General features: G+C 66.3%; 27 protein-coding genes. 17 read left to right on the top strand and 10 right to left on the bottom strand.

Features of this window, described 5'->3' with window-relative positions:
• The first annotated feature begins 111 nt into the window (after positions 1-111).
• Positions 112-1950 carry a S8 family serine peptidase gene (locus tag ACX80X_RS18740; protein WP_252600277.1) on the top strand — a complete coding sequence of 613 codons (1839 nt, stop codon included), beginning with the start codon at positions 112-114 and terminating at the stop codon, positions 1948-1950.
• On the opposite strand, the gene ACX80X_RS18735 is transcribed toward ACX80X_RS18740, so the two are convergent.
• On the bottom strand, positions 1947-2780 hold the full coding sequence (locus ACX80X_RS18735; RefSeq protein ID WP_252600278.1) for a FadR/GntR family transcriptional regulator: 834 nt from the start codon (positions 2778-2780) through the stop codon (positions 1947-1949). The genes ACX80X_RS18740 and ACX80X_RS18735 overlap by 4 nt on opposite strands.
• Before the next feature lie 135 nt (positions 2781-2915).
• Between ACX80X_RS18735 and ACX80X_RS18730 the strand changes: the two genes are divergently transcribed.
• The 7 genes from ACX80X_RS18730 to ACX80X_RS18700 all read left to right on the top strand — a co-directional run bounded on the left by ACX80X_RS18730 (position 2916) and on the right by ACX80X_RS18700 (position 10011).
• A complete protein-coding gene (locus ACX80X_RS18730; RefSeq protein WP_252600279.1) occupies positions 2916-4211 on the top strand; it encodes an ABC transporter substrate-binding protein in 1296 nt (431 codons plus the stop codon).
• Between the two features lie 131 nt (positions 4212-4342).
• A complete protein-coding gene (locus ACX80X_RS18725; protein ID WP_141141625.1) occupies positions 4343-5284 on the top strand; it encodes a carbohydrate ABC transporter permease in 942 nt (313 codons plus the stop codon).
• Positions 5281-6180, top strand: coding sequence for a carbohydrate ABC transporter permease (locus ACX80X_RS18720; RefSeq protein ID WP_252609742.1), 900 nt, complete (start codon positions 5281-5283; stop codon positions 6178-6180). The genes ACX80X_RS18725 and ACX80X_RS18720 overlap by 4 nt, the downstream gene beginning before the upstream one ends.
• A gap of 7 nt (positions 6181-6187) precedes the next feature.
• Positions 6188-7336 (top strand): galactonate dehydratase, encoded by a 1149-nt coding sequence (gene dgoD / locus ACX80X_RS18715; protein ID WP_058931277.1) that lies wholly within the window; start codon positions 6188-6190, stop codon positions 7334-7336.
• Between the two features lie 5 nt (positions 7337-7341).
• A complete protein-coding gene (locus tag ACX80X_RS18710) occupies positions 7342-8043 on the top strand; it encodes a bifunctional 4-hydroxy-2-oxoglutarate aldolase/2-dehydro-3-deoxy-phosphogluconate aldolase (protein WP_459313018.1) in 702 nt (233 codons plus the stop codon).
• A complete protein-coding gene (locus tag ACX80X_RS18705; protein ID WP_252609746.1) occupies positions 8040-9023 on the top strand; it encodes a sugar kinase in 984 nt (327 codons plus the stop codon). Before ACX80X_RS18710 ends, ACX80X_RS18705 begins: the two co-directional genes overlap by 4 nt.
• Positions 9024-9120: 97 nt before the next feature.
• A complete protein-coding gene (locus ACX80X_RS18700) occupies positions 9121-10011 on the top strand; it encodes a helix-turn-helix transcriptional regulator (RefSeq protein WP_252600283.1) in 891 nt (296 codons plus the stop codon).
• Positions 10012-10049: 38 nt separating this feature from the next.
• Here the strand turns inward: ACX80X_RS18700 and ACX80X_RS18695 are convergent, their stop codons facing one another.
• The 4 genes from ACX80X_RS18695 to ACX80X_RS18680 all read right to left on the bottom strand — a co-directional run bounded on the left by ACX80X_RS18695 (position 10050) and on the right by ACX80X_RS18680 (position 13420).
• Complete coding sequence (locus ACX80X_RS18695; RefSeq protein WP_252600284.1) at positions 10050-10460, bottom strand: (R)-mandelonitrile lyase; 411 nt, start codon at positions 10458-10460, stop codon at positions 10050-10052.
• A complete protein-coding gene (locus tag ACX80X_RS18690) occupies positions 10457-11131 on the bottom strand; it encodes an SDR family NAD(P)-dependent oxidoreductase (protein WP_459313016.1) in 675 nt (224 codons plus the stop codon). The genes ACX80X_RS18695 and ACX80X_RS18690 overlap by 4 nt, the downstream gene beginning before the upstream one ends.
• A 24-nt stretch (positions 11132-11155) precedes the next feature.
• Positions 11156-12193 (bottom strand): zinc-dependent alcohol dehydrogenase family protein, encoded by a 1038-nt coding sequence (locus tag ACX80X_RS18685; protein WP_252600286.1) that lies wholly within the window; start codon positions 12191-12193, stop codon positions 11156-11158.
• Positions 12194-12403: 210 nt separating this feature from the next.
• A complete protein-coding gene (locus ACX80X_RS18680) occupies positions 12404-13420 on the bottom strand; it encodes a DNA alkylation repair protein (RefSeq protein WP_459313014.1) in 1017 nt (338 codons plus the stop codon).
• Between the two features lie 129 nt (positions 13421-13549).
• Between ACX80X_RS18680 and ACX80X_RS18675 the strand changes: the two genes are divergently transcribed.
• Positions 13550-14329: a phosphatase PAP2 family protein gene (locus ACX80X_RS18675; RefSeq protein WP_459313012.1), complete on the top strand. Its 780-nt coding sequence runs from the start codon at positions 13550-13552 to the stop codon at positions 14327-14329.
• 5 nt (positions 14330-14334) lie between these two features.
• Positions 14335-14643: an MmcQ/YjbR family DNA-binding protein gene (locus ACX80X_RS18670; RefSeq protein WP_252600288.1), complete on the top strand. Its 309-nt coding sequence runs from the start codon at positions 14335-14337 to the stop codon at positions 14641-14643.
• A 21-nt stretch (positions 14644-14664) separates the two neighbouring features.
• Here the strand turns inward: ACX80X_RS18670 and ACX80X_RS18665 are convergent, their stop codons facing one another.
• Entirely contained in the window at positions 14665-14991 is a 327-nt protein-coding gene (locus ACX80X_RS18665) for a MerR family transcriptional regulator (RefSeq protein ID WP_252600289.1), read from the bottom strand.
• Positions 14992-15126: 135 nt separating this feature from the next.
• Here ACX80X_RS18665 and ACX80X_RS18660 point away from each other — a divergent pair, with 135 nt between their 5' ends.
• The 3 genes from ACX80X_RS18660 to ACX80X_RS18650 all read left to right on the top strand — a co-directional run bounded on the left by ACX80X_RS18660 (position 15127) and on the right by ACX80X_RS18650 (position 16402).
• Entirely contained in the window at positions 15127-15552 is a 426-nt protein-coding gene (locus ACX80X_RS18660) for an Hsp20/alpha crystallin family protein (RefSeq protein ID WP_252600353.1), read from the top strand.
• 74 nt (positions 15553-15626) lie between these two features.
• Complete coding sequence (locus ACX80X_RS18655) at positions 15627-15980, top strand: J domain-containing protein (protein ID WP_252614122.1); 354 nt, start codon at positions 15627-15629, stop codon at positions 15978-15980.
• A gap of 44 nt (positions 15981-16024) precedes the next feature.
• Positions 16025-16402, top strand: a complete 378-nt coding sequence (locus tag ACX80X_RS18650) for a hypothetical protein (RefSeq protein WP_252614120.1) — start codon at positions 16025-16027, stop codon at positions 16400-16402.
• Here the strand turns inward: ACX80X_RS18650 and ACX80X_RS18645 are convergent.
• Positions 16394-17179, bottom strand: coding sequence for an AAA family ATPase (locus ACX80X_RS18645; RefSeq protein WP_252614118.1), 786 nt, complete (start codon positions 17177-17179; stop codon positions 16394-16396). The genes ACX80X_RS18650 and ACX80X_RS18645 overlap by 9 nt on opposite strands.
• Positions 17180-17479: 300 nt before the next feature.
• Here ACX80X_RS18645 and ACX80X_RS18640 point away from each other — a divergent pair, with 300 nt between their 5' ends.
• Complete coding sequence (locus ACX80X_RS18640; RefSeq protein WP_459309229.1) at positions 17480-19045, top strand: glycoside hydrolase family 1 protein; 1566 nt, start codon at positions 17480-17482, stop codon at positions 19043-19045.
• Between the two features lie 12 nt (positions 19046-19057).
• Here ACX80X_RS18640 and ACX80X_RS18635 read toward each other — a convergent pair whose 3' ends face one another.
• From ACX80X_RS18635 to ACX80X_RS18625, 3 genes are all read right to left on the bottom strand, one after another.
• Entirely contained in the window at positions 19058-19909 is an 852-nt protein-coding gene (locus tag ACX80X_RS18635) for a formate/nitrite transporter family protein (protein WP_252575216.1), read from the bottom strand.
• Between the two features lie 39 nt (positions 19910-19948).
• Complete coding sequence (locus ACX80X_RS18630; protein ID WP_252600294.1) at positions 19949-21031, bottom strand: App1 family protein; 1083 nt, start codon at positions 21029-21031, stop codon at positions 19949-19951.
• Positions 21032-21103: 72 nt separating this feature from the next.
• Positions 21104-21829, bottom strand: coding sequence for a DUF72 domain-containing protein (locus ACX80X_RS18625; RefSeq protein ID WP_252600295.1), 726 nt, complete (start codon positions 21827-21829; stop codon positions 21104-21106).
• Between the two features lie 150 nt (positions 21830-21979).
• On the opposite strand from ACX80X_RS18625, the gene ACX80X_RS18620 reads away from it, so the two are divergent.
• From ACX80X_RS18620 to ACX80X_RS18610, 3 genes are all read left to right on the top strand, one after another.
• A complete protein-coding gene (locus ACX80X_RS18620; protein WP_252600296.1) occupies positions 21980-23782 on the top strand; it encodes a glycoside hydrolase family 15 protein in 1803 nt (600 codons plus the stop codon).
• A gap of 123 nt (positions 23783-23905) precedes the next feature.
• A complete protein-coding gene (locus tag ACX80X_RS18615; RefSeq protein WP_252570412.1) occupies positions 23906-24196 on the top strand; it encodes a YegP family protein in 291 nt (96 codons plus the stop codon).
• Between the two features lie 44 nt (positions 24197-24240).
• Entirely contained in the window at positions 24241-24918 is a 678-nt protein-coding gene (locus tag ACX80X_RS18610; protein WP_252600298.1) for an HAD family hydrolase, read from the top strand.
• Positions 24919-24948 lie beyond the last annotated feature (30 nt).

The raw sequence follows: 24948 nt of genomic DNA, 5'->3' as shown, positions 1-24948 counted from the left end.
GAGAACTACAACCAGGACGCCAAACCATTCACCTGGACCAAATCAGCGGACTATCTCCTGGGCAAGATGAAACGCAAACAAACCATTAACACGGAACACTAGGACCCCACCATGCGCACCTTCCGTTTTGTGCTGCCCGCTGCCGCCATGCTGATTTCTGCCGTGGCACTGACCGCCTCGGGCCTGCCCGCCGGGGCCGTTGAGCCGGCCCTTGCCCCCGCCGGCACCGACGCAAACGTCCGCTACCTGGTCCGCTACGCCGCCGAAACCGACGTCCCGGCCGAGGCGGCGCGCCTGAAAACGCAGGGCATCGGCGTCGGGCGTTCCTTTACGCACGCCCTGCGAGGCGCTGTGGTTACGGCGACGCCGGCGCAAGCCGCGGCATTGTCCCGCTCGGCAGGCGTCGCCTCGGTGGAGGTGGACGCCCCCATCACACTCTCCGCAACGCAGCAGCCCGCGCCATGGGGGTTGGACCGCGTGGACCAGCGGCCCCTGCCCCTCTCGGGTTCCTACACGTGGACCGCCGCCGGCGCCGGAGTCAGCGCTTACGTGGTGGATACCGGCGTGCTCGCCTCGCACACAGAGTTTGCCGGCCGCGTGGCAGCAGGCTGGACAGCAGTGGCCGATGGCCGCGGAGCCGGCGACTGCAACGGCCACGGCACCCATGTGGCCGGAACGGTGGCCGGAACCACCTACGGCGTGGCAAAGGCGGCGACGATCGTCCCCGTCAGGGTCCTGGACTGCTCCGGCTCCGGTTTCAACTCCGACGTTGTGGCCGGCCTGGACTGGATCGCCGGCAACCACGCCGCCGGAACGCTCGCCGTGGTGAACATGAGCCTGGGCGGGGCGGCCAGCGCGGCTGTGGATTCCGCGCTCCAGGGTGTCATCAACGACGGCGTCACGGCAGTGGTTGCCGCCGGCAACTCCGCCGCGGACGCCTGCGGGAGCTCGCCGGCGGGGCTCCCCGCAGCGGTCACCGTGGCGGCCAGCGATTCCGCCGACCGCCAGGCTTCCTTCTCCAACTTCGGTTCCTGCGTGGATCTGTATGCACCTGGCGTCGGCATTGTCTCCGCGTCGTACACCTCAACAACCGCAACCGCGTCCATGTCCGGCACATCCATGGCAGCGCCCCACACGGCAGGCGCCGCGGCGGTGCTGCTGTCCCAGAACCCGGCACTCACACCGGCCCAGATTGCTTCGGCGCTGACCTCGAACGCCACCGCCGGAGTCATCACGGGCACCGGGACCGGCACGCCGAACCGCCTGGTGTACGCGGCGGCACCCGCACCGGCACCGGCACCCGTGGCGCCCGCCCCCACTGTTACGGCCAAATCACCCGCAGCACAGTCGACGGCGGTACCCGTGGCCAGCAACGTGACGGCCACGTTCAGCAAGGCCGTCCAGGGTGTTGGTGCCGGAACATTTGTGCTCCGGAACGCCGCCGGCACCGCCATCCCGGCAACGGTCAGCTACGACGCGACAACGAAAACGGCCACCCTCGATCCCTCCGCCAACCTGGCCGCGGACGTCACCTTCACGGCGACGCTGGTGGGCGGCGCCACCGCCATCCGCGACACCGCGGGCACGCCCTTGGCCAGCACGAGCTGGACGTTCACCACCGGCCCGGCGCCCACGGTCACAGGGTTCACGCCGGGCAGCAACTCCCTCCTGGTCCGGCGGAACAACAACCTGTCGGTGACCTTCAGTGAGCCGGTCCAGGGTGTCAGCACCGCCACGTTCACGGTGAAGAACGCGGCCACCGGGGCTCTGGTCCCGGCTGCCGTCTTCCGCAACGGCACCACCAATCAGTGGATCCTGGACCCGCAGAACACTCTGGCAGCGAATACGAAATACATGGTGACCGTAAGCGGCGGCGGGACGTCCATCCGGGACCTAGCAGGCAATCAGTTGGCCACGAAGACGTGGCAGTTCACCACGGGTTCGTTCTAGCTGTCGGTTGTGGAAAGGGAGGCCGACGGCGGCAATTGGGGGGCGCCGTCGGCCCCTGTTGTGTGCCGCGGGGTTGTGTGCTGAGGGGAAGCATCCGGCGACTTGCCATGGTTGTGCTCGGACCAGATATGGCCCACTTCCTCAGCGAACTGTTCCACGATCCTGCTCATGGCGGCATGGGCGGCGCCGGCCTCACCGCGCTGGATGGCGCTGGCCACGTCAACGTGAAGCTGAAGTGCTTCGTGGTGCGGCAGGTCTGGCATCAGGCCGTGTTCCGTCCGGCCGGTGAGGACCTCGGCCACAAGATTCTGGAGCTGGGCAAACATGGCGTTGCCGGAAGCCTTGAGTACGGCGGCATGGAACTCCACGTCCAGCCGGAGGAACTCCTCCTGCTCTCCGCGCTGGCCGGCCGCCCACAGCCGCGCGGCCAGGGAGACCAGGTCGCTCCCGGCATCCCACGACGCCCGCTCGGCCGCGAGCCGGGCAGCCTGTGGTTCGATCGCGCCACGGAGTTCGTTGAGGGCCTGAAGCTGCTCCAGCCGCCGGGACGAGGCCAGCCGCCAGCGGATCACCTGGGGATCGTAAAGGTTCCAGGCCTCTTCGGGCTGTACCACGGTGCCGAACCGCCGACGGGATGCCAGCATGCCTTTGGATGACAGAACCCGGGCGGCTTCCCGGACCACGGACCGGGATACCTTGTGCTGCGCCTCCAGCTCGTCCAGCCGCACCACCGAATTCGGCGCGAGGGACCCCTCGGCAATGGCGAGCCCCAAACTCTGGACCAACGCGGTATGCCGGTCGGTAGGGGACTCCGCCTTTGGGGTTTTCATAGATAAATCATACTGGTTGCCAAAAGGGGTTGTTTAAGTCTGCCTTATTTACCTATGCTCTCTTCCAGAGCAGATGTAAAGATGCATTTGTAGATGGCTGGACAGTGACGTCAGCCTCGAAGCAAGGGAGTCGTCATGAAGCGACGTTCAGTAATGAAGTACGCGGCAGTCGCCGCGGCATTTTCCATGGGGCTGACAGCCTGCGGCGGCGGCAGCGGCAGCAGCGACGCCAAGGAATCCGGCATCGTCCGGGTAACTCTCGCAAATCACGTCTGGACCGAAGGCATCAAGGCCGCCATCCCGGAATTTGAGAAGTCCTCCGGGCTCAAGGTGGAACTGACGCAGCTCGGCGAAGACCAGCTCTCGGACCAGTACAACGTCAAGCTAAACGCAGGCAGCGACGAGATCGACGTGATGATGTACCGCCCGCTCCAGGAAGGCAAGGCGTTCGCGAAGAACGGCTACCTCGCGGACCTGACCAGCAAGGTCTCCTCGGATTCCGGCTGGGACTGGAAGGACTACCAGGAGGGCCCGGTCAAGGCCACCACCGCTGACGGCAAGGTTGTTGGCGTCCCCATCATCACCGAGCGCGAAGTCCTCTACTACCGCAAGGACCTGCTGAAGGCCGCCGGCCTTGAGGTCCCCAAGACCATGGAGGAGCTTGAAGCGGCCGCCAAGGCCATCAAGGAAGCCAACCCGGACACCGCCGGTTTTGTGGCCCGCACCGGCAAGTCCGCCGCCGTCACCCAGTTCTCCAGCTTCCTGTACAGCTTCGGCGGCGACTTCACCGATTCCAGCGGCAAGTCCACCGTCAACTCGGCAGCTGCCAAAGAGGCCTATGCCTTCTACGGCGGCCTGATCAAGAACTACGGTCCCGCTAACGTCAGCACGGACATGAGCTGGCCCGAAGCGATGGCCATCTTCACCCAGGGCAAGGCCGCCTTCTACACCGAGGCGGACTCGCTCTACAAGAACGCCACCGATCCGGCCAAGTCCAAGGTTGCCGAGACTGTCGGGTTCGCCGCACTGCCCGCCGGTCCCGCCGGTTCCAAGCCGTACAACATCCCGTCCTGGGGCCTGGCAGTGAACGAGGCTTCGGGCAACCAGGACAACGCCTGGAAGTTCATCCAGTGGGCCACCAGCAAGGAACGCACCCTGGCCGCACAGAAGGCCGGCGTCCCCGGACCCCGCGCCTCCGTCTGGGCTGACTCAGCCGGAACTTCCACGTACCCGAAGGACCTGGCCGAAGCCATTGCCGCCAGCGCCAAAAACGGTGTGGGCCACGACCGTCCCGAGGTAGTCACCGTTGGCAAGGCCCGCGAAATCGTGGGCGAGCCGATCGTTGCCAGCATCACCGGCGCCGACGCTTCCGCCGCAGCAGACTCGGCCCACGTGGCCTTCCAGAAGTTCCTGGACAGCGAAAAGAAGTAACGCACGCAGTGCACGGGGCCTCAGCCAATGAGGCCCGGTGTACGCAACAGCCCCGGCGGGACGGCAGTGACGCTGCCGTCCCGCCCCGGCCATTCTTCACCCCCCAACTCCTTAGGTGAACCATGTCTGTAATGACTCCTCCCCGCAGCGCAGCCCGGAACGCAGGCCGTGCTCCCGGTGCCCGCGAAAAATTCTCTGACTGGGCCAACCGGCACCGCAAATGGCTCTTCGCAGCCCCGGCGATGGCCTTCGTCGGCGTCCTGATCATCTTCCCGCTGGCCTGGACGCTGTACCTGAGCCTCACCGATTCGCAGGGCTCCGTCCGCGCAGCCACCGAATTCATCGGCCTGGAAAACTACCTGACGGTCCTGTCCGACGTCGAACGCTTCTGGCCCGCTGTGGGCCGCACACTCACCTTCACCGGCATCGCCCTGGTCTGCGAAGTGGCACTCGGCATGGGCATCGCCCTGCTGCTGTGGCGGCCCTTCCGCGGCGAAAAGTGGGTCCGCGTGGCCATCCTGCTGCCGCTCGTGGCAACCCCGGTAGCCGTCGGCATGATGTGGCGGCTGATCTTCGACCCCAACATCGGGTTCGCGAACCAGCTGCTCGCCGCTGTGGGCATCCCCGCCCAGCCCTGGCTCTCCGGCCAGGACACCGCGCTCGGCACCACCATCTTCATGGACGTGTGGCAGTGGACCCCCATGGTGGTCCTGATCCTGCTTGCTGGCCTGACCTCCCTCTCCGAGGAGCCCGACGAGGCGGCACGCATGGACGGAGCCAACGCGTTCCAGCGCTTTTTCTTCATCACGCTGCCCCTGATGATGCCCACGGTGATTGTGGCCATCCTCCTCCGGGGCATCGACGCCCTGAAGACCTTCGACATCCTGTACGCCACCAAGGGCAAGGGAGGCGGGTCCTTCCACGAAGTGGAGACCCTGAACGTCTACGCCTACGGGCTGAGCTTCGACTACAACCAGTACGGGCTGTCCTCCGCGGTGCTGATCCTGTTCTTCATGATCATCATCGGCTCCATGTGGCTGCTGACCATGCGCAAGAAAGCGGTAAGCAAATGACCGTCCTGAACGAAAACACCAAAACCCAAACGTCCGCCGGGCAGCCCCGGCATCCCCGGCCGGTCCGCCGCCCGAAGAAGCCCCTCGGCACCCGCGCCTACAAGGTCTTCCGCGTCGCGGCCCTGATCGCCGTCGTGCTGTTCCTGGTCGCGCCGCTGTTCTGGATGCTGCTGGCCTCACTGAAGACCAACGTTGACATCTACGACACCGCCAAATCGTTCATTTTCAGCCCCACGTTCGAGAACTACGCAAACGTGCTGCAGCGCAACAACTACTTCGTCTTCATCTTCAACAGCTTCTGGGTGGCCTTTGTCTCCACGGCCCTCTCGCTGGTGCTGGGCGTCCCGGCTGCGTACGCCATGAGCCGGTTCACCATGCACCGCTCAGCCCTGGTGGTCCTGATGGCCCGCGTCATCCCGGGTGTTTCCCTGCTGGTGCCCTGGTACTACGTGTTCTCCAACCTGAAAATGGTAGGTGGGTTCGAGGTACTGATCCTCAGCCACATGTTCGTTGCCCTGCCGCTGATCGTGTACATCATGATGAGCTACTTCGATTCGCTCCCGCTGGAGCTGGAGGAATCGGCGCAGGTGGACGGACTGACGCCGATCGGCGCGTTCCAGCGCATCACGCTGCCGCTGTCCGTGGCCGGCATGGCCACCGCCGGCATCCTGTCCTTCATCTTTTCCTGGAACAACTTCATGTTCGCCCTGGTGCTCTCCGGGTCCAAGACCAAGACGCTTCCCGTTGCCATCTTCGACTTTGTCTCCTACGCCAGCATCGACTGGGGCGGGCTGATGGCGGCCGCCACCGTGGTGACCATCCCCATCATGATCATTGCGCTCTTCACGCAGAAGTACATCGTCTCCGGCATGACCGCCGGAGCTACCAAGGGCTAGGTCCGGTATGACACTCATCAGCAGAATTGAAACCTTCCTCGTCGCGCCGCGCTGGCTGTTTGTCCGGATCGAGACGGAGAGCGGGATTGTCGGCTGGGGCGAGGCAACCTGCGAGGGGCGCAGCGAAACGGTCCGCACCGCCGTCGGCCAGCTCTCGGAGCTGCTGATCGGCAACGACGCCCTCCGGATCGAAGACCACTGGCAGGTCATGACCAAGGGTTCCTTCTACCGCGGCGGACCCATCCTGGCCAGTGCCGTCTCCGGGCTGGACCAGGCACTGTGGGACATCGCGGGCAAGCACTTCAACACCCCCGTGCACCAGCTCCTGGGCGGCCACGTCCGCGACAGGATCCGGATGTACGGCTGGGTGGGCGGGGACGAGCCGAACGAGGTGGCGGACCAGATAAGCGCCCAGCTGGAAGTGGGCCTGACCGCCGTCAAGATGAATGCCAGCGGCCGGATGAGCCCCGTCGCCTCGGTGGCCGAGATCGACGGCGTCGTCCGCCGTGTTGCCGCGGCCCGCGAGGTGCTGGGGGACCACCGCGACGTCGCGGTGGACTTCCACGGCCGCTTCAGCCTGGCCAACGCCCGCCGGGTGGCGCCGCTGCTGGAACCGTACCGGCCGTTCTTCCTCGAAGAACCCGTGGTCCCGGAAAACACGCACCTGCTGCGCGAATTCACCTCTTCAACCACGACGCCGGTTTCCACCGGTGAGCGGCTCTACAGCCGGCAGGAATTCCTGCCCGCACTGCAGGCAGGAATCGCCGTGGCCCAGCCTGACCTGTCACACGCCGGCGGGATCACCGAGGTCCGCAAGATCGCCTCGCTCGCCGAAATCTACGACGTCCAGCTGGCACCGCACTGCCCGCTGGGGCCGCTGGCCCTGGCAGCGTGCCTGCAGGTGGGCTTCGCGACGCCCAACTTCCTGATCCAGGAACAGAGCATCGGCATCCACTACAACAAGGGCGCCGAAGTCCTGGACTACGTGGTGGACAAGTCCCCGCTGAAGTTCGTGGACGGCCACATTGAACGGCTGACCGGTCCCGGCCTCGGCATTGAAATCGACGAGGCCGTGGTCCGCGCGGCGGACAAGCGCGGCCACGCCTGGCGCGGGCCGGTCTGGCGCCACTCGGACGGAGCATTTGCAGAATGGTAAACAACATGACTGACAGCACGGACATCACGCCCGAAAGCCTGCTGGCCGGAATCCGGGAGTCGCGGCTCGTGGGAATCGTGCGCGGTACCGACGGCAAGGCCGCGGCGCAGGCCGCCCTCGCCGCGATGGCGGAAGGGTTCAGATTCGTCGAGATCGCACTGACCACGCCGGGGGCGCTGGATGCCATCCGCGAGGTCCGCGCCGCCGCACCGGCCGGCTGCTACGTCGGCGGCGGAACCGTCCTGACCGTGCAAGACGTGGACAACGTCGCCGGGGCCGGCGGCCAGTTTATGGTTACGCCGTCCCTGGCCGCATCCATCCACGAATCGGCGCGGCAGGGAATCCCCGTCCTGGCGGGCGCCCTGACGCCCAGCGAGGCGTACGAAGCGATGAACCGCGGGGCCACCGCCATCAAACTGTTCCCCGCCTCCATCGGCGGCCCCGGCTATCTCAAGGCGCTGCGCGATCCCTTCCCCGGGATCCCGTTTATCGCCGTCGGCGGCGTGGGCCTGGACGAGGCCGCGGGTTACTGGGAAGCCGGCGCGATCGCCGTCGGGCTTGGCGGGCCGCTGTTCGGTGATGTCGGCTCCGGCGGTGACCTCGCGCCGATGCGCGGGCGTGCCCGCGCGTTTGTGGACCTGGCGGACTCCTTTGCCCGCCGAACGGCCGCAGCGGCCGTAGCGACCGCCGCAGCGGGCGTGCGGTGAGCGCCGCCGTCGACCTTCTGACCTTCGGCGAGTCCATGGTGTCGCTGCGGTCCGCCGGTCCGCTGTCCGCCGGCGGAAGCTTGGCCATGCACGTGGCCGGTGCCGAATCGAACGTCGCCGTGGGGGTTGCGCGGCTAGGACACACAGTCACGTGGGCCGGTGCAGTTGGCGCCGATCCGCACGGCGAATTCATCCTGCGGCAGCTCCGCTCCGAGGACATCGGGACGCAGTGCCGGGTGGATCCGTCCCGCAGCACGGGCGTGATGTTCCTCGAACAGCGGACCGCGGACGTCACCCGGGCCTTCTACTACCGCGCCGGTTCGGCTGGTTCCACCGTCAGCCGGGACGACGTGGACAGTGCCCTCGGTGCCAGCCCGCGCGTGCTGCACCTGACCGGCATCACCCCCGCGCTCAGCCCGGAAGCCCGGAAGGCGTTTGAATACGCTGCCGAGCGCGCCGCCGCCGACGGAGTGGTGGTCTCCCTCGACGTCAATTACCGCAGCCGGCTCTGGACCCGGGACGAGGCCCGAACCGTGCTGGGCCCCATCGCGCGGCACGCCGACATCCTGATAGCGTCCGACGACGAACTGGACCTCGTGGCGTCCGCCGCCTTGAGCGGCTCCGATTCCCTGGGGTACGACGACGCCGAAACCGTGCTCGCTGCCTCGTTGCTGGAGCAGGGGGTTGGGGAAGTCGTGGTCAAGCGGGGAGCAGCCGGCGCCGGCGTCCATACCGCCTCCGGACGGTTCGAGGCGCCCGCCGTCACGGTGACAAGCATTGATACCGTGGGCGCGGGGGACGCCTTCACAGCCGGCTACCTCTCTGCCCTGCTCGACGGTGAGGACGTTGCCGGCCGCCTGCAACGCGGCGCCGTTATGGGGGCTTTCGCCGTCAGCACTGCCGGTGACTGGGAGGGCCTGCCCAGCCGGGCCGAGCTCGCCATGCTGGGCGCCACCGCCAGCGGAACCACCCAGCGGTAGCTGCCGGGTCGTGGCTGGGCTTGCGTTCCCCGGGCGCGGAGCAGGCAGGTACTGACAGTGCCTGCCGCCCGGGACCGCGGGCGCTTACCGTAGGGGTATGGGAGACGTGCGCGCGGACATAAAAGAGTTTCTAAGTTCCAGGCGGGCGCGGATTTCGCCCGAGGAAGCCGGGTTGCCTGCGTACGGCGGGAATCGGCGGGTCGCCGGCCTGAGGCGTGAGGAAGTGGCGATGCTGGCCGGTTTGTCAGTGGACTACTACGTGCGCCTGGAGCGCGGCAACCTCGCCGGGGCGTCCGAAAGCGTGCTGGATGCCCTCGCACGCACGCTGAAGCTGGACGAAGCCGAGCGGGAGCATCTTTTTGACCTCGCCCGCGCCGCCGGGCCGGCTCGCAGGAGGCGCAGCAAGCCGTCCGGTACTGTCCGCCCTGAAGTGCAGCAGGTCCTCGATGCAATGGCTGACGCGCCGGCGTGGGTCCGCAACGGCCGCCACGACATCCTGGCAGCAAACCGGATGGGGCGGGCCCTTTACTCACCTGTTTTCAAAAGCGCGCACCGCCCCGTGAACACCACCCGGTTTACGTACCTTGACCCGGCAGCCCGGGAGTTCTGGCGAGATTACGATCAGATCGCCAACGATGCCGCAGCGATGCTGCGGCTTGAAGCAGGCCGGCATCCGCACGACCCCGAACTCATCCGGCTGGTCGGCGAGCTGTCCACGCAGAGCGAGCTGTTCAGGGACCGGTGGGCTTCCCGGGATGTCGTCTTCCACCGCAGCGGGCTTAAGCGGCTGCACCACCCGGTGGTGGGTGACCTGGATTTGAACTACCAGTCCATGGAGCTGCCCAGCGAGCCGGGCCTGGTGCTGAACGTGTACACCGCGCCCGCCGGTTCCCCGACGGCTGACGCCTTGCAGCTCTTGGCCTCCTGGGCTGCCACGCACGATGACGAGTTCGCCGAACCATCACCAACTGCCAAGCACCCGCAGTAACGCCGCGCTGCGGCCCTAGTGCGGGTGCCTGTCGTCTTCTACTTCGTCGAGGGGTATTCGTCGGCCGTGAGCTTGGCGCCCCAGACCGTTTCGGCCTCGTCGCTGTCCACTGGTGCTTCCCACAGGGCGAGGTGGCACATGAAGTTGCCTTCCGTCGCACCGTGCCAGTGCCACTCACCCGCGGGCGTGTAGACCGTATCGCCGGGCTGCAGCTCGATCAGCTCTTCCCCACGCGATTGCACATACCCGATGCCTTCCGTGACGTGCAGGGTCTGCCCGACGGCGTGCTTGTGCCAGGCGGTGTGCGCGCCAGGAGTGAAGCGAACCAGATTCAGCCGGGCACGGGACGGTTGCTGGCCGGAGTAGTACGCGTTGAAGTAGACGTCGCCGGTAAACCAGTCATCGGGTCCCTTGACGGTGGGCGTTTTCGGTTGCTTCTGCGTGCTCATGGTTGTTCTCCTCCGATGTCCGTGCTGAGCCTGACGTCCCGCCATTGGTCCAGTTCCGTGCGCTGTGCCTGGGCGACGGCGCCGAACAAGTCAAAAGCGTCGCTGCCGAGCACCAGCAGGGACGGCGGGTTCGGGCTCGCGGCGACCGCCAGGATGGCTTCCGCCGCCTTGGCGGGGTCGCCCGGCTGGGTGCCGTGGACCGTGTCGTTCTCCTTGCGCCGCTTCCCGGCCGTCTCCGCGTAGTCCTTGATCGGCGTGGCCGACTGGGTCAGCGAGCGGCCCGCGAAGTCGGTGCGGAACGCGCCGGGCTCGATGACGGTGACGTTGATTCCGAGTGGCTTCAGTTCCTTGTGGAGGGAGCCGGACAGGCCCTCCAGGGCTGCCTTGCTGGCGGAGTAGTATCCGGATCCGGCCGGTGAGATGCGCGCCCCGATGGAGGAGATGTTCAGGATGGACCCGGCCCTGTTGGCGCGCATGCCGGGGAGTACTGCTTTGATCATGCTGACGGCGCCGAAAAAGTTGGTGTCGAACAATTGCCGGATCTCGGCGTCGTCGGCCTCTTCAACCGCGGCACGGTAACCGTAGCCGGCGTTGTGGCCGTTCGCAAGCACGGTTTGGGCGAGCGCGCGGCCGAGTCCGGTCGAGCAGCCTGTGATGAGCCAGGTAGCCATGGTTGTTTCCTTTCGAGGGTGGCGCTACGGACGGACCAGGACCTTCAGGGCCTCGCGGGAATCCATGGCGCGGTAGCCGTCGGGGACCTCGTTCAGGTTGATGGTCCGGTCGAACACCTTGCCCGGGTTGACGGTGCCGTCAAGGACGCCGGGCAGGAGCGTCTCGATGTAGGCGCGGACCGGGGCAGGGCCGCCGGTGAGCGTGATGTTCGGGCCGAACATCGAGCCGAAGCCGATCGGAGCGTCCTCGTACTGGGGCACGCCCACCCGGCTGATGACGCCGCCAGGGCGGATGACGCCGAGGGCCTGGTCGTACGCCGGGCGGTGCCCCACGCACTCAAGTACGGTGTGCGTTCCGTCGCCGCCGCTGAGCTCGCGCACCTTCTCGATGCCGGCCTCACCGCGTTCGGCGACGACGTCGGTGGCGCCGTATTCGATGCCCAGGTCGGTGCGGGCCTTGTGCCGGCCCATCAGGATGATCTGCTCGGCACCGAGCTGCTTGGCGGACAGCACCGCCATCAGCCCGACGGCGCCGTCACCGATGACCGTGACAGTGGTCCGGGCGTTGACGCCTGCCTTGATGGCGGCGTGGTAGCCGGTGCCGTAGACGTCGGAGAGGGTCAGCAGCGACGGCAGCAGCTCGCTGTCCTCACCCACAGGGGCATTGACCAGGGTGCCGTCGGCGAACGGGACACGGATGGCCTCGGCCTGGGCGCCGCCGATTCCGTTCGAGGCCCAGAACCCGCCGTGGCGGCAGGAGGTCTGCAGGCCTTCACGGCAGAAGACGCAGGTACCGTCGGACCAGGCGAACGGGGCGATGACGAAGTCCCCCTTCTTCAGGGTGGACACGTCCTTGCCTGTTTCCTCCACGACGCCGATGAACTCGTGGCCCATGGGGCTGCCCTGCCTGGACGAGGGCATGCCGTGGTAGGGGTGCAGGTCGGAGCCGCAGATACAGGAATTGACGATCCGCACGATCGCGTCGGTCGAATTCTGGATGACGGGATCGGGCACGTTCTCCACGCGCACGTCGCCGGCGCCATACATGATGGTTGCTCGCATTTTCGTTTCCTCATCACTTCGTCAGGGGCAGGAGCCCGGGTGTTCCTCCACTAGCCAACCGCACATTCCGCATGTGTGGGAGTGGCTGTTGATACAGGTACCGGCAGTGCCTCCCACCTCAGAGGTGCAGCTCAAACTCCGTGTGCCCGTGCCGGATCCCGTTGATTTGCAGCTCAAGGGCGTGGACCCCCGGGTGGTGCACCCGGGTGGTCATCTGACGGAAGGCATGACGCTTCGAGAGGGTACGGGTCTCACCGGCGGCGAGGGTGAGCGCCGCGATCTTGAAGACCTTGGCCGATTGCGTGCCGTTGGCTTTGACGTAATGGACCACGTAGTCAACCGCCAGCCGGGCATCGCCGTTCCGGTGTTGGCGATCTCGAAGTCGAAAGCAAGTTCACCCGGCAGGGCCACGTAGTTCCGGTCCAGCCGCGGCCCCGTGACAGCGAGCGACGCCGGCACGAACCCCTGCAGGGCCAGCGCTCCCGGGTGCGCATTCTTGATCAGGGTCCGCAGGCCGTGCCTGACCACCCATGCGGTGTTGGCGTCCGGCGCGGACAGCCAGCGCGCCGCCGTCGCCACCACTACCTTTGGTGCGTGCCGCGCCAGGTCGTTGAGGTGGTTGGCTACCGAGCGCCGCACGTACTCCGAAGGATCCCGGTACAGGGCGTCCAGAACCGGGAGGGACGCCTCCGGGTGAAGCACGACGGCGGGTACCCGCACCGCCCAGGGGAGGTACGGCCGCGTCCCCTCGCTGGCCAGCCGCCGGACATGCTCGTCCGGATGCCCGGTCCAGCCCTGGATGATCTCGAGGGAACGCTCCAGGTCCGCGGCCAGCAGCCGGCGAATGGCGAACTCGCCCGTGAGCCTCGGGGTCAGTTCGGCCAGAAGGGCCAGGCAGTCGTCAAAGTAGGGTGAAGTGCCTGATTCGAGGGCAAGCGTGACGGCCGTTTCGGATACCGGCCAGAGGATCCAGCCCGTGAAACCGGCGCCGGAAAGGGCGCTCCGGAAGATGCGTGCCGCCGTCGGGTATCCCGGATCCGGAAGCTGCCGCACATCCGCCAGCAACGCACTGCTCACCGCATCCGTCCGGCTGCGCAGGCTCAACTCGTCCAAGTGTGCGGCGGCAGCAGCCACTTGCGGCCAGCCCGATCCCGGAGCGGCCGCAGCCAGGATCCCGGCCAGTGTTTCCACGCCCTGCCGGTTGATCAGCTCATTCATCGCGCCCATTGAGACAGGCTACCCCCGCGGGCTGACATGCCCGCCGCAGGGCCAACGACGGGCAGAGCAGGCCAACGCCGGGCAGAAGGGATAATCTTCACCTTAGGCACTCCTTAACGGCGCACGGACGGACACACAGTGGCAGAGCAGGCAGGCAAGAACAGTCTTTGGCGGACCTTCCATGACAAGTTCGTGGTGGAGGAACGCTTCATGGAACCGGCCGCGCGGAAGGCTTTGTACCGGACGGCGGTGGTGCTCATCAGCGTGGGGGCCCTGCTGTTCGTCGCGACGCTGGTGGGCGTCCTGCAGAGCGGTACCGGCCCCTGGGGTCCCGACGAATCCATCCGCGACTGGCTGCTCTCGCTCCGGTCCGAGACCCTCACTGCCGTGATGATCTTCCTCGCGGTGGTCTTCGGCCCGGTCGCCCTGCCCATCATCGTGCTGGTGGTGGCGGTGGTCTGGGGGTTCGCGGCCAAGCACGCCTGGCGGCCCATTATGCTCGCCGCCGCCATGCTCACCGGCGTCGTGATATCGCAGATCATCCTGGCGATCGTCCAGCGCTCGCGGCCCCCTGTGGAACTGATGCTGTTCGGCGCCGACCACACCTTCTCGTTCCCGTCCGGCCACGTCCTGGGTGCCTGCGACTTCCTGCTAGTGACCGCCTTCCTGGTCTTCTCGCGACGGGAAAACCCGACGTCGGCCGTCTTCGGCTTCGTTGGTGCGGGCATCGGCATAGTTCTCGCCGCGGTGAGCCGCCTGTACCTTGGCTACCACTGGCTCAGCGACGCGCTGGCCTCGATGACGCTCTCGCTTCTGATCCTCGGTGCCGTCATCGCCCTGGATACGTGGCGGACCGCCAGGATCCCCGGCGAACGGATCACGGGCGAACTCTCCAAAGCGGACGCGCCGGGCGACTAGCCGCGATGGCAGCCGAGGACGACGTGCGGAGGATGTGCCTGGCGCTGCCCGGTGTCACCGAACGCAGCAGCTGGGACCGGCCCGCCTGGTTCGCGAAGACGCTGATGGCACGCATGTGGGAGGACGGCGTGCTGACGGTGAAGACCACCGAGCGGGAGGCGCTGGCCGGCATGGAGCCTGCTACATATTTCTGGACCCCGCACCATGAGCGGTCGCCGCAGCTGGTGCTGGTCCGGCTGGACCAAATCGGCGCCGAGGAACTCGGAGAACTGCTCGAGGAGTCCTACCGGCTGGCGGGCGGCCGCGGATCCTGACTGGCCAGGGGACCCTGGCCGCTACGTGTCCGGGCGTGACCTGGCCCGTCTGAGGGCGCGGCGCAGTTCGGCATTCGCTGCCTCGAGCTCCAGGACTTTGGCTATGCCGGCAAGATTGAGCCCCTGGTCCAGGAGTTCCCCGATGTGCAGGAGCAGGCCGATGTCGGCGTTGCTGTATTGACGCGTGCCGCCGGCCGTACGCTCCGGGAGGATCAGCCCTTTCGTCTCGTAGAGCCTGATGTTCTGCTGCCCGGTCCCTGCCAGCTTTGCTGCTACAGAGATGGCATACAGTGCCTGACCGGCCCGAGGACCCGGTTTCTGTTCTGGCGTTCTACTGACCGCGTCCACCCCAAAATACCTTCCCCGTGATGTTGCATCAGTCTCGCACGAGTGCTATAAAAAATCTATATCCACCAATACAGATAACCGATGGTGGATAGATGAACTGGATTCAACTTCTAGCAACTGAAGGAGTGGGAAATGATGTTGATGCGTACGGACCCGTTCCGTGAGCTGGACCGGCTCGCCCAGCAGGTCTTCGGAACCGCCGCCCGGCCGGCGGCAATGCCCATGGACGCCTGGCAGGAAGACGGCGAGTTCGTGGTGGCGTTCGACCTCCCGGGCGTCAAGGTGGATTCCGTGGACCTGAACGTGGAGCGCAACGTACTGACCGTCCGCGCGGAGCGCCAGGACCCCACCCAGCCCAATGTTGAGCTGGTGGCCTCAGAGCGACCGCGCGGTGTCTTCAGTCGTCAGCTCATCCTGGGCGACACGCTCAATGCGGACACCATCAAGGCCAGCTACGACCAGGGCGTGCTGACCCTGCGGATCCCGGTGTTGGAGCAGGCCAAGCCGCGCAGGATCGAGATCGAAACCAAACAGGGTTCCCTGCACGAGATCGGTAAGTAGGTCCGGACCCAGGGGCGCCGGCTACGTCCGGCGCCCCTGCACCTTCCCGGTCAGAATTCCCGACAAGGACCGCCATGACCAGCCAGCCGGACTACTACGATGTGCTGCGCGTGAAGCCTGCTGCCAGCCAGCAGGAGATCTCCCGTGCCTACCGGGTGCTGATGCGCACCCGTCATCCGGATCTCGACGGCGGCGCAACGGTTGACCGCGACGTGCAGGATGGAGAGCTGCTGCGGATCATGCAGGCGTTCGCTGTCCTCCGTGACGCGGCGCGGCGCGCAACCTACGACAGGAGCCGCAACGGACCAAGCGCGCCGGGTGGCACCCCGACAGTCATCCCCGTCCGGAAGGTCAGCAACCGGTACGTCCCGGCCGGCAACACCATCAGGATCACCACGGTGCGCTGGGAAAGCGGACCGTGGAAGTAAACCCGTAAGACGACAGCCATCACCGCGAGGAGGCGGACAAAACAATGAGCGACTGGCGCCGCTACGACTCCCACCTGATTCCTGCCTTCCACGAACGCTTCGAACAGCGCTGGGGCGAGGGTACTGCACCGTTCCTGGACCCCGAAGCCCACGAAGAGCCGCTTCCCCGCGCACATTGGATCAATCCTGCCACTGGCGCGGCCTTGGCAGTGGTCCCCGTATGGACCGCCGAAGACGAGCAGCAGCGGTCCTTCGGGGTGTTCTATCTTCCGCCCGCCGGCGACGTCTGGGTGCTGCGGCCCGGTTACACCGGTTATCTCGAGCCGGCAGACGGCGACGCGGAGCAACTCGTCACACTCCGGAACGATGCCTTCCGGAAGGCCGTGGCGCACGCCAAGGAGTTCCTCTTCGGCTCACAATGAGCCGGCCGCGTCCGTGCCGCTGCCCAGCAGGCTGCGGGTGAGGGTTTCGGCGTCGGCCATCAGGTCGTCCACGGCGGCCGCCAGGTGCGAATCGGACACCGGGGTGTTATCCAGCGCCGCAGCCACCACCGCCCGCCGGACCGGTTCCCGCGCGAAGGAGGCGGTGGTTCCCGCCGTCCGTTCCGCGGCGGCATCCAGTGCCGCCGGGCTGAACGCCACCAGGCGGCCGTAGAGTTCCAGCAGCCGGACTCGCTCGGCATGGGCCGGCAGCGGGATCTCCACCGCGAGGTCCACCCGGCCCGGGCGCTGCGCCAGCGCCCGCTCCAGCATGTCGGGCCGGTTGGTGGTGAGGACAAACGCGACGTCGGCGTCGTTGTCCAGGCCGTCCATGGCGTCCAGCACCTCAAAAAGCAGCGGCTGCGGCCCGTGCCCGAAACTCCGGTCCTCGGCAATAAGATCGCAATCCTCCAGCACGACGATCGAGGGCTGCAGCGCCCGGGCCATGCGGGCCGCCTCGGAGATCCTGGCGAGCGATCCGCCCGAGAGGAGGATCGCCGTCGAGCCTTCACTCTGGCTCAGCAGGTGGCGCACGGTGTGCGTCTTGCCGGTCCCCGGGCGGCCGCACAGCAGGATGCCCCGTTTGAGATGCTGGCCGTGCTGTTTGAGGGACGCCCGGTGCGTGGCGATGCCCACGGTGTGGTCCGCGACCTTCTGCAGCAGGCCGTCGGGCATGATGACGTCCGACGCCGGGAGGCTGGGACGGTGGTGGAACGTCACCCCCGCGGTGCTCGGCCAGGAATCCGTTGGCTGTTTCAGGCCCCACGGCAAGGTTCACCACGGAGAGGCCTTCAGCCGACTCACTCAGGTGCTCCGTCAGCGCCTCAAGCAGCCGCTTGCCCGCCTGCTGCCGGTGGTTTCCGGCCTGCGTCAGCTGGACCAGCTCGGAAAAATCGTCGATGAACTTCCCCAGTTTTTCATCATGCTCAGATCTAGCAGCGACGCTCGTCAGCAGCCCTGCCGTGTGCCATTCTGGGACGTACCCGTTCCACGCTTTCTCGGTCATGAAGGACTGAATCCATGCACATTTCCGCCAAGGACCTGGCCGCCCTCATCCCTGCGGACTTCACGCTGGGCGTGGCCACGGCGGCCTTCCAGATCGAGGGCGCCCTTACTGAAGACGGCAGGGGCACGGCGGGCTGGGACGTGTTTTCGGCCAAGGAAGGTGCCATCGTGGACGGGCACAGCCCGGCCGTAGCCTGCGACCACTACCACCGCATGCCCGGCGATGTTGCCCTTATGAAGCAGCTGGGTGTCGACTCGTACCGGTTCTCACTGTCCTGGCCCCGGATCCAGCCCAACGGCAGCGGCCCGGTGAACCCTGCCGGGCTGGCGTTCTATGACCGGCTTCTGGACGAACTCCTGGCCAACGGGATTTCGCCCATGGTCACCCTCTATCACTGGGACACTCCGCTGGCACTGGACGACGCCGGCGGCTGGATGAATCGCGATACCGCCTACCGCCTGGGGGAGTTCGCCGCGATTGCCGCTGCTGCGTACGGCGACCGCGTTGCCCGCTGGGTCACCATCAACGAGCCCGCCACGGTCAGCACCAACGGCTACACCATGGGCCTGCACTCACCGGGCGAAGCACTTATGGTCAACGCGTTGCCTACCGTGCACCACCAGCTTCTGGGCCACGGGCTCGCGATGCAGGCATTGCGGGCGGCGGGGGTCCCAGGCGAGATCGGGATGACCAACGTGTACTCGCCCATGGTCCCGAACTCCATCAACCCCCTGGACTGGATGAGTGCGGGCCTGATGGACATCGCCCAGAACCGGATGTACGCGGACCCCGTCCTCACTGGCCAATATCCGGATATCATCCGCGCCGCGAAGTTCTTCGGCTCATTCGACCATCCGGACGAGGACATGGAGATCATCTCCCAGCCGCTGGATTTCTACGGCCTGAACTACTACATGCCCACGAAGGTGGCTTTCGGTCCTGGTGAAGGGGCTGTGCCGGCGAGCATGGCGGAGGCCATGGGCAGTGACTTGAGTGCGGCAGGCAACGGCTCCACGCCGTTCCACGTCGAGGCCTGGCCCGAAGCGGACATCACCTCCTACGGCTGGCCGGTGAAGCCCGAGTACATGGGGGTGGCGTTGAAAGAGATGGCAGAGCGGTACCCGCATCTGCCGCCGGTGATCATCACCGAGGGCGGGGCGAGTTTCGAGGACATCATCGTCCGTGACAAGTCCACCAACACCACCTTCATCCCGGACGAGCGGCGGCTGAAATACCTGTCGGACCACATCGAGTCAGCGCTGAAGGCCACGGCCCCGGGCGGTGACGCAGAGGGCATCGACCTGCGGGGCTACTACGTGTGGTCGCTCCTGGACAATTTCGAATGGTCGGCAGGCTACAACCAGCCGTTCGGCCTGCTGCATGTTGATTTCGAGACCCTGGAGCGCACGCCGAAGGCGTCCTACTTCTGGCTTCAGGAGCTCATCGAGGAGCGGAACCTTGCCGCGACGGCGGGTGCCGCCGTCGCGCAGGCCGCCAGTGAGGAACCGGACACTGCCGCTGATCCCGAAACGGCGGTATCTCCCGACGACGGCGTGACCACCTCAGGTGCCACCGCCTAGTGTCCTGGGAACCTAGCCGGCGTGGTGCGCGTCCTCCGGGTCCTCGGGTGAGTCATCGCGACGTTCCTTCACCAGCTTGCTGGCACTCACCAGCCGTAGCGCGGTCACCAGCAGGACCCCGCCAAGCACATTAAAGACCACTACATAGGAAAACCAGCCGAGCCATTGAAGGTAGTTGATGTCAGCACCCGTGTGGATGGCACCGAAGATCAGCAGCGAGTCCAGGATCGAGTGGAAGAGCTGCAGCCCGTAGAGCAGGAAAGCGCCAACGACGGCGGCCGCGATCTTGCCGGTGACGCTGTCCGTCCCGTGCTGCATGCGGGTCATCAACGTGATGGTGCTCCCCGCCAACACGGCAAGACACACGGTTTTCCAGTTAAACCCGGCGTCGAGATAGTGGGTGGCTTCCTTCGTGATGGTCTCGCTCCACTGCGGGAACGCTGTCATGATCAATGCCATGAACAGCCAACCGCCCACCAGGTTAGCGATGAGTGTGCCGCCCCAGAGCTTCCCGAGCTGCGCGTAGCTTGCCTCCCGTGCGACGACCGCGGCAATGGGCACCAGGAAGCCTTCCGTGAACAGCTCGCTCTTGGCCAGCAGGAGGGCGATGAGGCCTGCACTGAACGCCAATCCCGCGAGAAGGTGGTTCTCGGTCTCATATAGAACGCCGAGGTACGCCATAATGCCAACGCCTATTTCAAACCCGCCGAACAAGCCGGTGATGAGCACGTCCCGAAAGGAGCGGTTCAGCCGCTGCGCGCCTTCCTCAACCGTGCGGTCGAAGGATTCCTCCACCTCCTCCTCAACCGGGCCTGGATTGTCGCCAAGTTCCCGCCGCCGCGCATCGCCGTCGGTGTCGCTCATGCGTGTCGCCTATCCGCCTGAAAGTGTGTGGTGATTGATCTAGAGGAGGTCCAGGAGCTTAAGCTGTTTGGCCATCCCCGCGCCGTCCGGCGAATAGATCCAGGGCACCACCGACGTGGTGTGGTCGCCGTCCTCGGAGTGCCCGCCGGCGAAGACGGACTCGCTGACGGAGAGCTGCCGGATGGCGATGGCGGCCACCTTGTCGGCGTTTTCCTGGGCGAAGCCTGAGTAGATCTGTTCGTCGTGCTGGCCGTTGTCGCCGATCAGGAGCCACCGCATGTCCGGGAATTCCTTGGCGAGGCGCTCCAGGTTGCGGTGCTTGTGCTCCTGCCCGCTGCGGAACCAGCGGTCCTGGGTCAGGCCCCAGTCCGTGAGCAGGAGGGCGCCGGATGGATACATGTTCCGGCCCAGGAACCGCGCCAGGGTGGGGGCAGCATTCCACGGACCCGTGGACAGGTAGATGACGGGCGCGTCCGGGTGTTCAATGGTGAGCCTTTCCAGCAGGACCGCCATCCCCGGCGTCGCCATCCGGGCCCGTTCGCTGAGGACAAACGTGTTCCACAGGGCCAGGAACGGCCTGGGCAGGGCGGTGACCATCACGGTGTCGTCGATGTCGGACACGATGCCGAACTTCGCATCGGCATCGATCACCTGGATCAGCGTCTCCACGGGTTCGGTCCCGTCAGCCCGCAGGATGGCCGTGTGCCAGCCCGGCGGGAGCTGCACGTCCACCACGGTGTCGATCAGGCCGCCACGGTCCGCCCGGACTCGGGTGGTGACGCCGCCAATGGTAATTTCCACCTCGATGAACTGCAGGGGGACGCTGGTGAAGGCCCGCCAGCCGCGGACGTTTTGTGTGCCGTTGCGGGCAGCCTGCTCGGCCCGGCTGCCCGGGGCCGGATTCTTGGTTAACAGGACGCGGCCGAGCACGCGTACCCAGTCGGTCGAACCGTAGCCCTGGTACGCGATGGTCTGCGGTGCGAAATTCCAGCCCTTGGCGAGCTGGATGCGGACGGCGTTGACGACGGCGGAGATCCGGTGCGCCAGGCGTAAAAGCTGGGTGCCGGACAGCGGTGCGGGGTGCGGAGTGTTCTGCGGTGAATTCTGAGGAGCCCTGTCCATGTCTCCACTCTGCCACAGCGCAACCGCGCGCCGGGCACCCTGGCGGTCCCGCCGCCGTGCGTGACGTCAGCCTCAATCAAGGAGCCAGCGGAGGGTGTCGGCGTTCCGCACGGCGTTCCCGCCGCCGTCGTTGTTGAAATAGGCATAGACATCCTTGCCTGCCGCGGACCATTCGCGGATCCGGTCCGCCCACCACTGCAGGTCCGTATCGGAGTAGGAGCCGCCATACAGGTGCTGATGGTCAGGCCCGTGGAGCCGGATGTAGACGAAGGGCGCTGTGGCGCGGAGGATGCACGGCAGTTGGGCGCCGCTCATGATGCAGTACGCGGCCTGGTGCCGTTCCAGCAAGGCGTACACGTCCGGATGGTCCCAGCTGGGGTGCCGGAACTCCACGGTCACCCGGATCCACCACGGGACCGCGGCGAGGAAGTGATCCAGCCGGGCATCATCGCGCTGCAGCTGCGGTGGCAGTTGGACCAGCAGGACAGCGCGTTTGTCGCCCAGTTCGTGCCAGCAGCGGGCGATGCGTTCCAGCCAGACTTCGGGTCCGTAGAGTTTCTTGCCGTGCGTCAGGCCGCGCGGAGCTTTGACGGACATCACGAACCCGTCCGGGAGCCTGCGCCGCCAGCTGGCGAAGGACGTGTCCCGGGGCCACCGGTAAAAGCTGGCGTTCAACTCAACGGTGCCAAACCGGGAAACGTAGTGCTGGAGCCTGTCCCGGGCCGGGAGGCCTGGCGGGTAGAGCACGTTCTCCCAGTGGTCATAGCTCCAGCCGGAGGTGCCGATATAGACAGCCACAGTCAGCTGACCCGCAGGGGAGATGGGTGAACCATGATGCCTCCGGTGTTCGTGGACCGGCCGTCAACTCACGGTACACCGCTGTGCTTTGCCACTATCATTCACGGTTGTTTTCTCCGGCAGGGCCCATCCTTGTGGCAGTGTATGGGAATGGCGCGCATTGAAGATTATGCAGTTGTTGGCGACCTCCACACCGGCGCCCTGGTCAGCACCGAGGGCTCCATCGACTGGCTTTGCCTGCCGCGCTTCGACTCGCCGGCATGTTTCAACGCGCTCCTGGATACGCCTGAGGCCGGACGATGGCTACTGGCACCCGAGAGCGGCGGCACCTGCACCAGGCGCGGCTACCGGGAGGGGACCCTGATCCTGGAAACAGAATGGGAAACCCCGGAGGGTACCGTCAGGGTTATTGACTTCATGCCGCCACGCGACGCGGTGGCGGACATCGTGCGGATCGTTGAGGGCGTGAGGGGAAGCGTCAGGATGCACGGTGAACTGGCGCTGAGGTTCGACTACGGGCATATCGTTCCCTGGGTGCGGCGCGACAGGCACGGCCTGCATGCCATCGCCGGCCCGGACTCCGTCTACTTCGTCACCAAGGCGCCGCTTCACGGCGAGAACATGCACTCCGTCAGTGACTTCACAGTCCACGCGGGGGAGCGCATCCCCTTTGTCCTGACGTGGGCGCCCAGCCACGTTCCCCGCCCGCACACGGTGGACGCCGAGGTAGTGCTGGGCACCACCCTGGCCTTCTGGCGCGGCTGGGCATCCCAGTGCACCGTCCAGGGAAAGTACCAGGATGCCGTGGTCCGTTCGCTGGTGACCCTGAAGGCGCTGACCTACGCTCCCACGGGCGGCATCGTCGCTGCGGTCACCACGTCCCTGCCGGAACAGCTGGGCGGTCCCCGCAACTGGGATTACCGCTTCTGCTGGCTGCGGGACGCCACCATGACGCTGCAGGCGCTCCTGGCCGCCGGCTACACCACCGAGGCTGCCGCCTGGCGTGACTGGCTGCTCCGCGCTGTGGCGGGCGATCCGGCCGACCTGCAGATCATGTACGGAATCCACGGCGAACGCAGGCTTCCGGAAATGGAACTGCCGTGGCTTGCCGGGTACGAGAATTCAAAACCGGTACGGACCGGCAACGGCGCCGCCGAGCAGCTTCAACTGGACGTCTGGGGCGAGGTCCTGGACTGCCTGGCGCTGACCAGGAACTCCCTGCTGAAACACACGGACGAGTCCTGGGACGTCCAGGTGGCCCTGATGCAGCACCTGGAGACCATCTGGGACCAGCCGGACAACGGACTCTGGGAGATGCGCGGGCCGCGGCGCCATTTCACGCATTCCAAGGTGATGGCCTGGGTGGCCGCAGACCGGATGGTTAAAGGCGTCCGCGATTTCGGCCTGCCCGGCCCCGTGGAACGCTGGGAGGCCCTTCGCGACACCATCCACCGGGACGTCATGGCCAACGGCTTCGACCCCGTCCGCAACACCTTTGTGCAGGCGTATGGCCGGCCCGAACTGGATGCCAGCCTGCTGTTGATCCCGCGGGTGGGCTTCCTGTCGCCGGATGATCCCCGGGTGCTGGGGACCATTGACGCGATCCAGCGGGAGCTCACCGAAGACGGTTTTGTGCTCCGCTACCGTCCCGCCGACAGCGACGACGGCCTCCCGGGAGACGAAGGGGTGTTCCTGGCCTGCTCGTTCTGGTTGGTGGAGGCCCTGCTGGGCGCGGGACGCACCGAGGAGTCCACCGAACTCTTCGAGCGGTTGCTCGAACTCCGCAACGATGTGGGCCTGCTCAGTGAGGAATGGGGCGTCAGGGCAGGGCGGCAGCTGGGCAATACGCCCCAGGCCTTCAGTCACTTCGCGCTTGTGACAAGCGCTCTTGAGCTTCATCAGGATACGGTTCGCCGCAGTGACACACCTATTCCCCCGGAGACAGACAGGTAGGGCAATGAGGGCCTGAGGGCCTGCCCCGCTCTTCACGTCCGGGAGAAAGGTAAGTATACTTACTAGACTTGCGGAGCGCTCCTAATGGGGCTCAGCGCCGCGACTGAACGAGGGGTGGTTGTAATGGCCGGACATTTTGAGCTGGTGGATGCGCCTGACGGCGGCTACAGGGTACGGATGTTGGATGGTTCAGGAAGCCTGATGGCTATCTCGGTGACCTTCCCAACGAAGCGCGCAGCGGTGGCCGGCATTGCGATGGCCCGCGAGATTGCCGGCACAGGCCTGATCAGGGACTTCAGTAACAACGGTGCCGGAACCGTGATCCGGGATCGGATTGGCCCCACGTCATCCCCGAAGGATAGCGCCGCCCGAGGCAAGAAGCTGTCCGGGGCCGCTCGCGCTGTAGTCGGGTGATCACCCAGAGCCACGCCCTGGTCCGCGGGCGGCGATGGGGCGTCTTGTTTGACGTTGATGGGACCCTGGTGGACTCCGCCTACATCCACACGCTCGCGTGGTGGCAGGCGTTCCGACAGCACCAGCATGACGTCCCCATGGCCGCCATTCACCGGTGCGTCGGGATGGGTGGCGATCGTTTGGTGGACACGCTTCTTCCTGCTGGCCGGGACCGCGAGGCCGACGCCGACATCCTGGCCAGCCATGCGGCAGTCTTCGCGCAGAGCTGGCCGTCGCTGCGACCGTTCGACGGCGCCAAGGAGCTGCTTGCGCAGTGCCACGCCGGGGGACTCGCCGTCGCCCTGGCATCATCGGCACGAACGCAGGATCTGAAGGCCACCCGCAAAGCCCTTGGTGCGGACTCGTTCATCCATGCCGCCACCAGCGCGGACGATGCGAAGGCAAGCAAGCCGGCCCCGGACATCCTCGTGGCCGCGCTTGAAGCTGTTGGTGTGGCCGCGGCCGGAGCAGTCTATGTGGGGGATGCGGTGTGGGACATGCAAGCTGCTGCCGCGTTGGGAATCCCTGCCATCGGCGTCACCTGCGGCGGGACCAGCGCCGCCGAACTCCGCGAGTCAGGCGCGGCCGAGGTCTACAACGGCCCCCGGGACCTCCTGGACAACCTGCAGGCAAGCGCCATCGGCAGGCTGCTGACGCTGGAATCGAACCCCGCCGGCGCCTAATAGCGCGAGGGGACACTTGCGGCCCTGCCC

The organism is Pseudarthrobacter sp. MDT3-1, from assembly GCF_054510755.1.
Note: the sequence above shows the minus strand (reverse complement) of the source record. Positions and strands in the feature narration are given on the sequence as shown.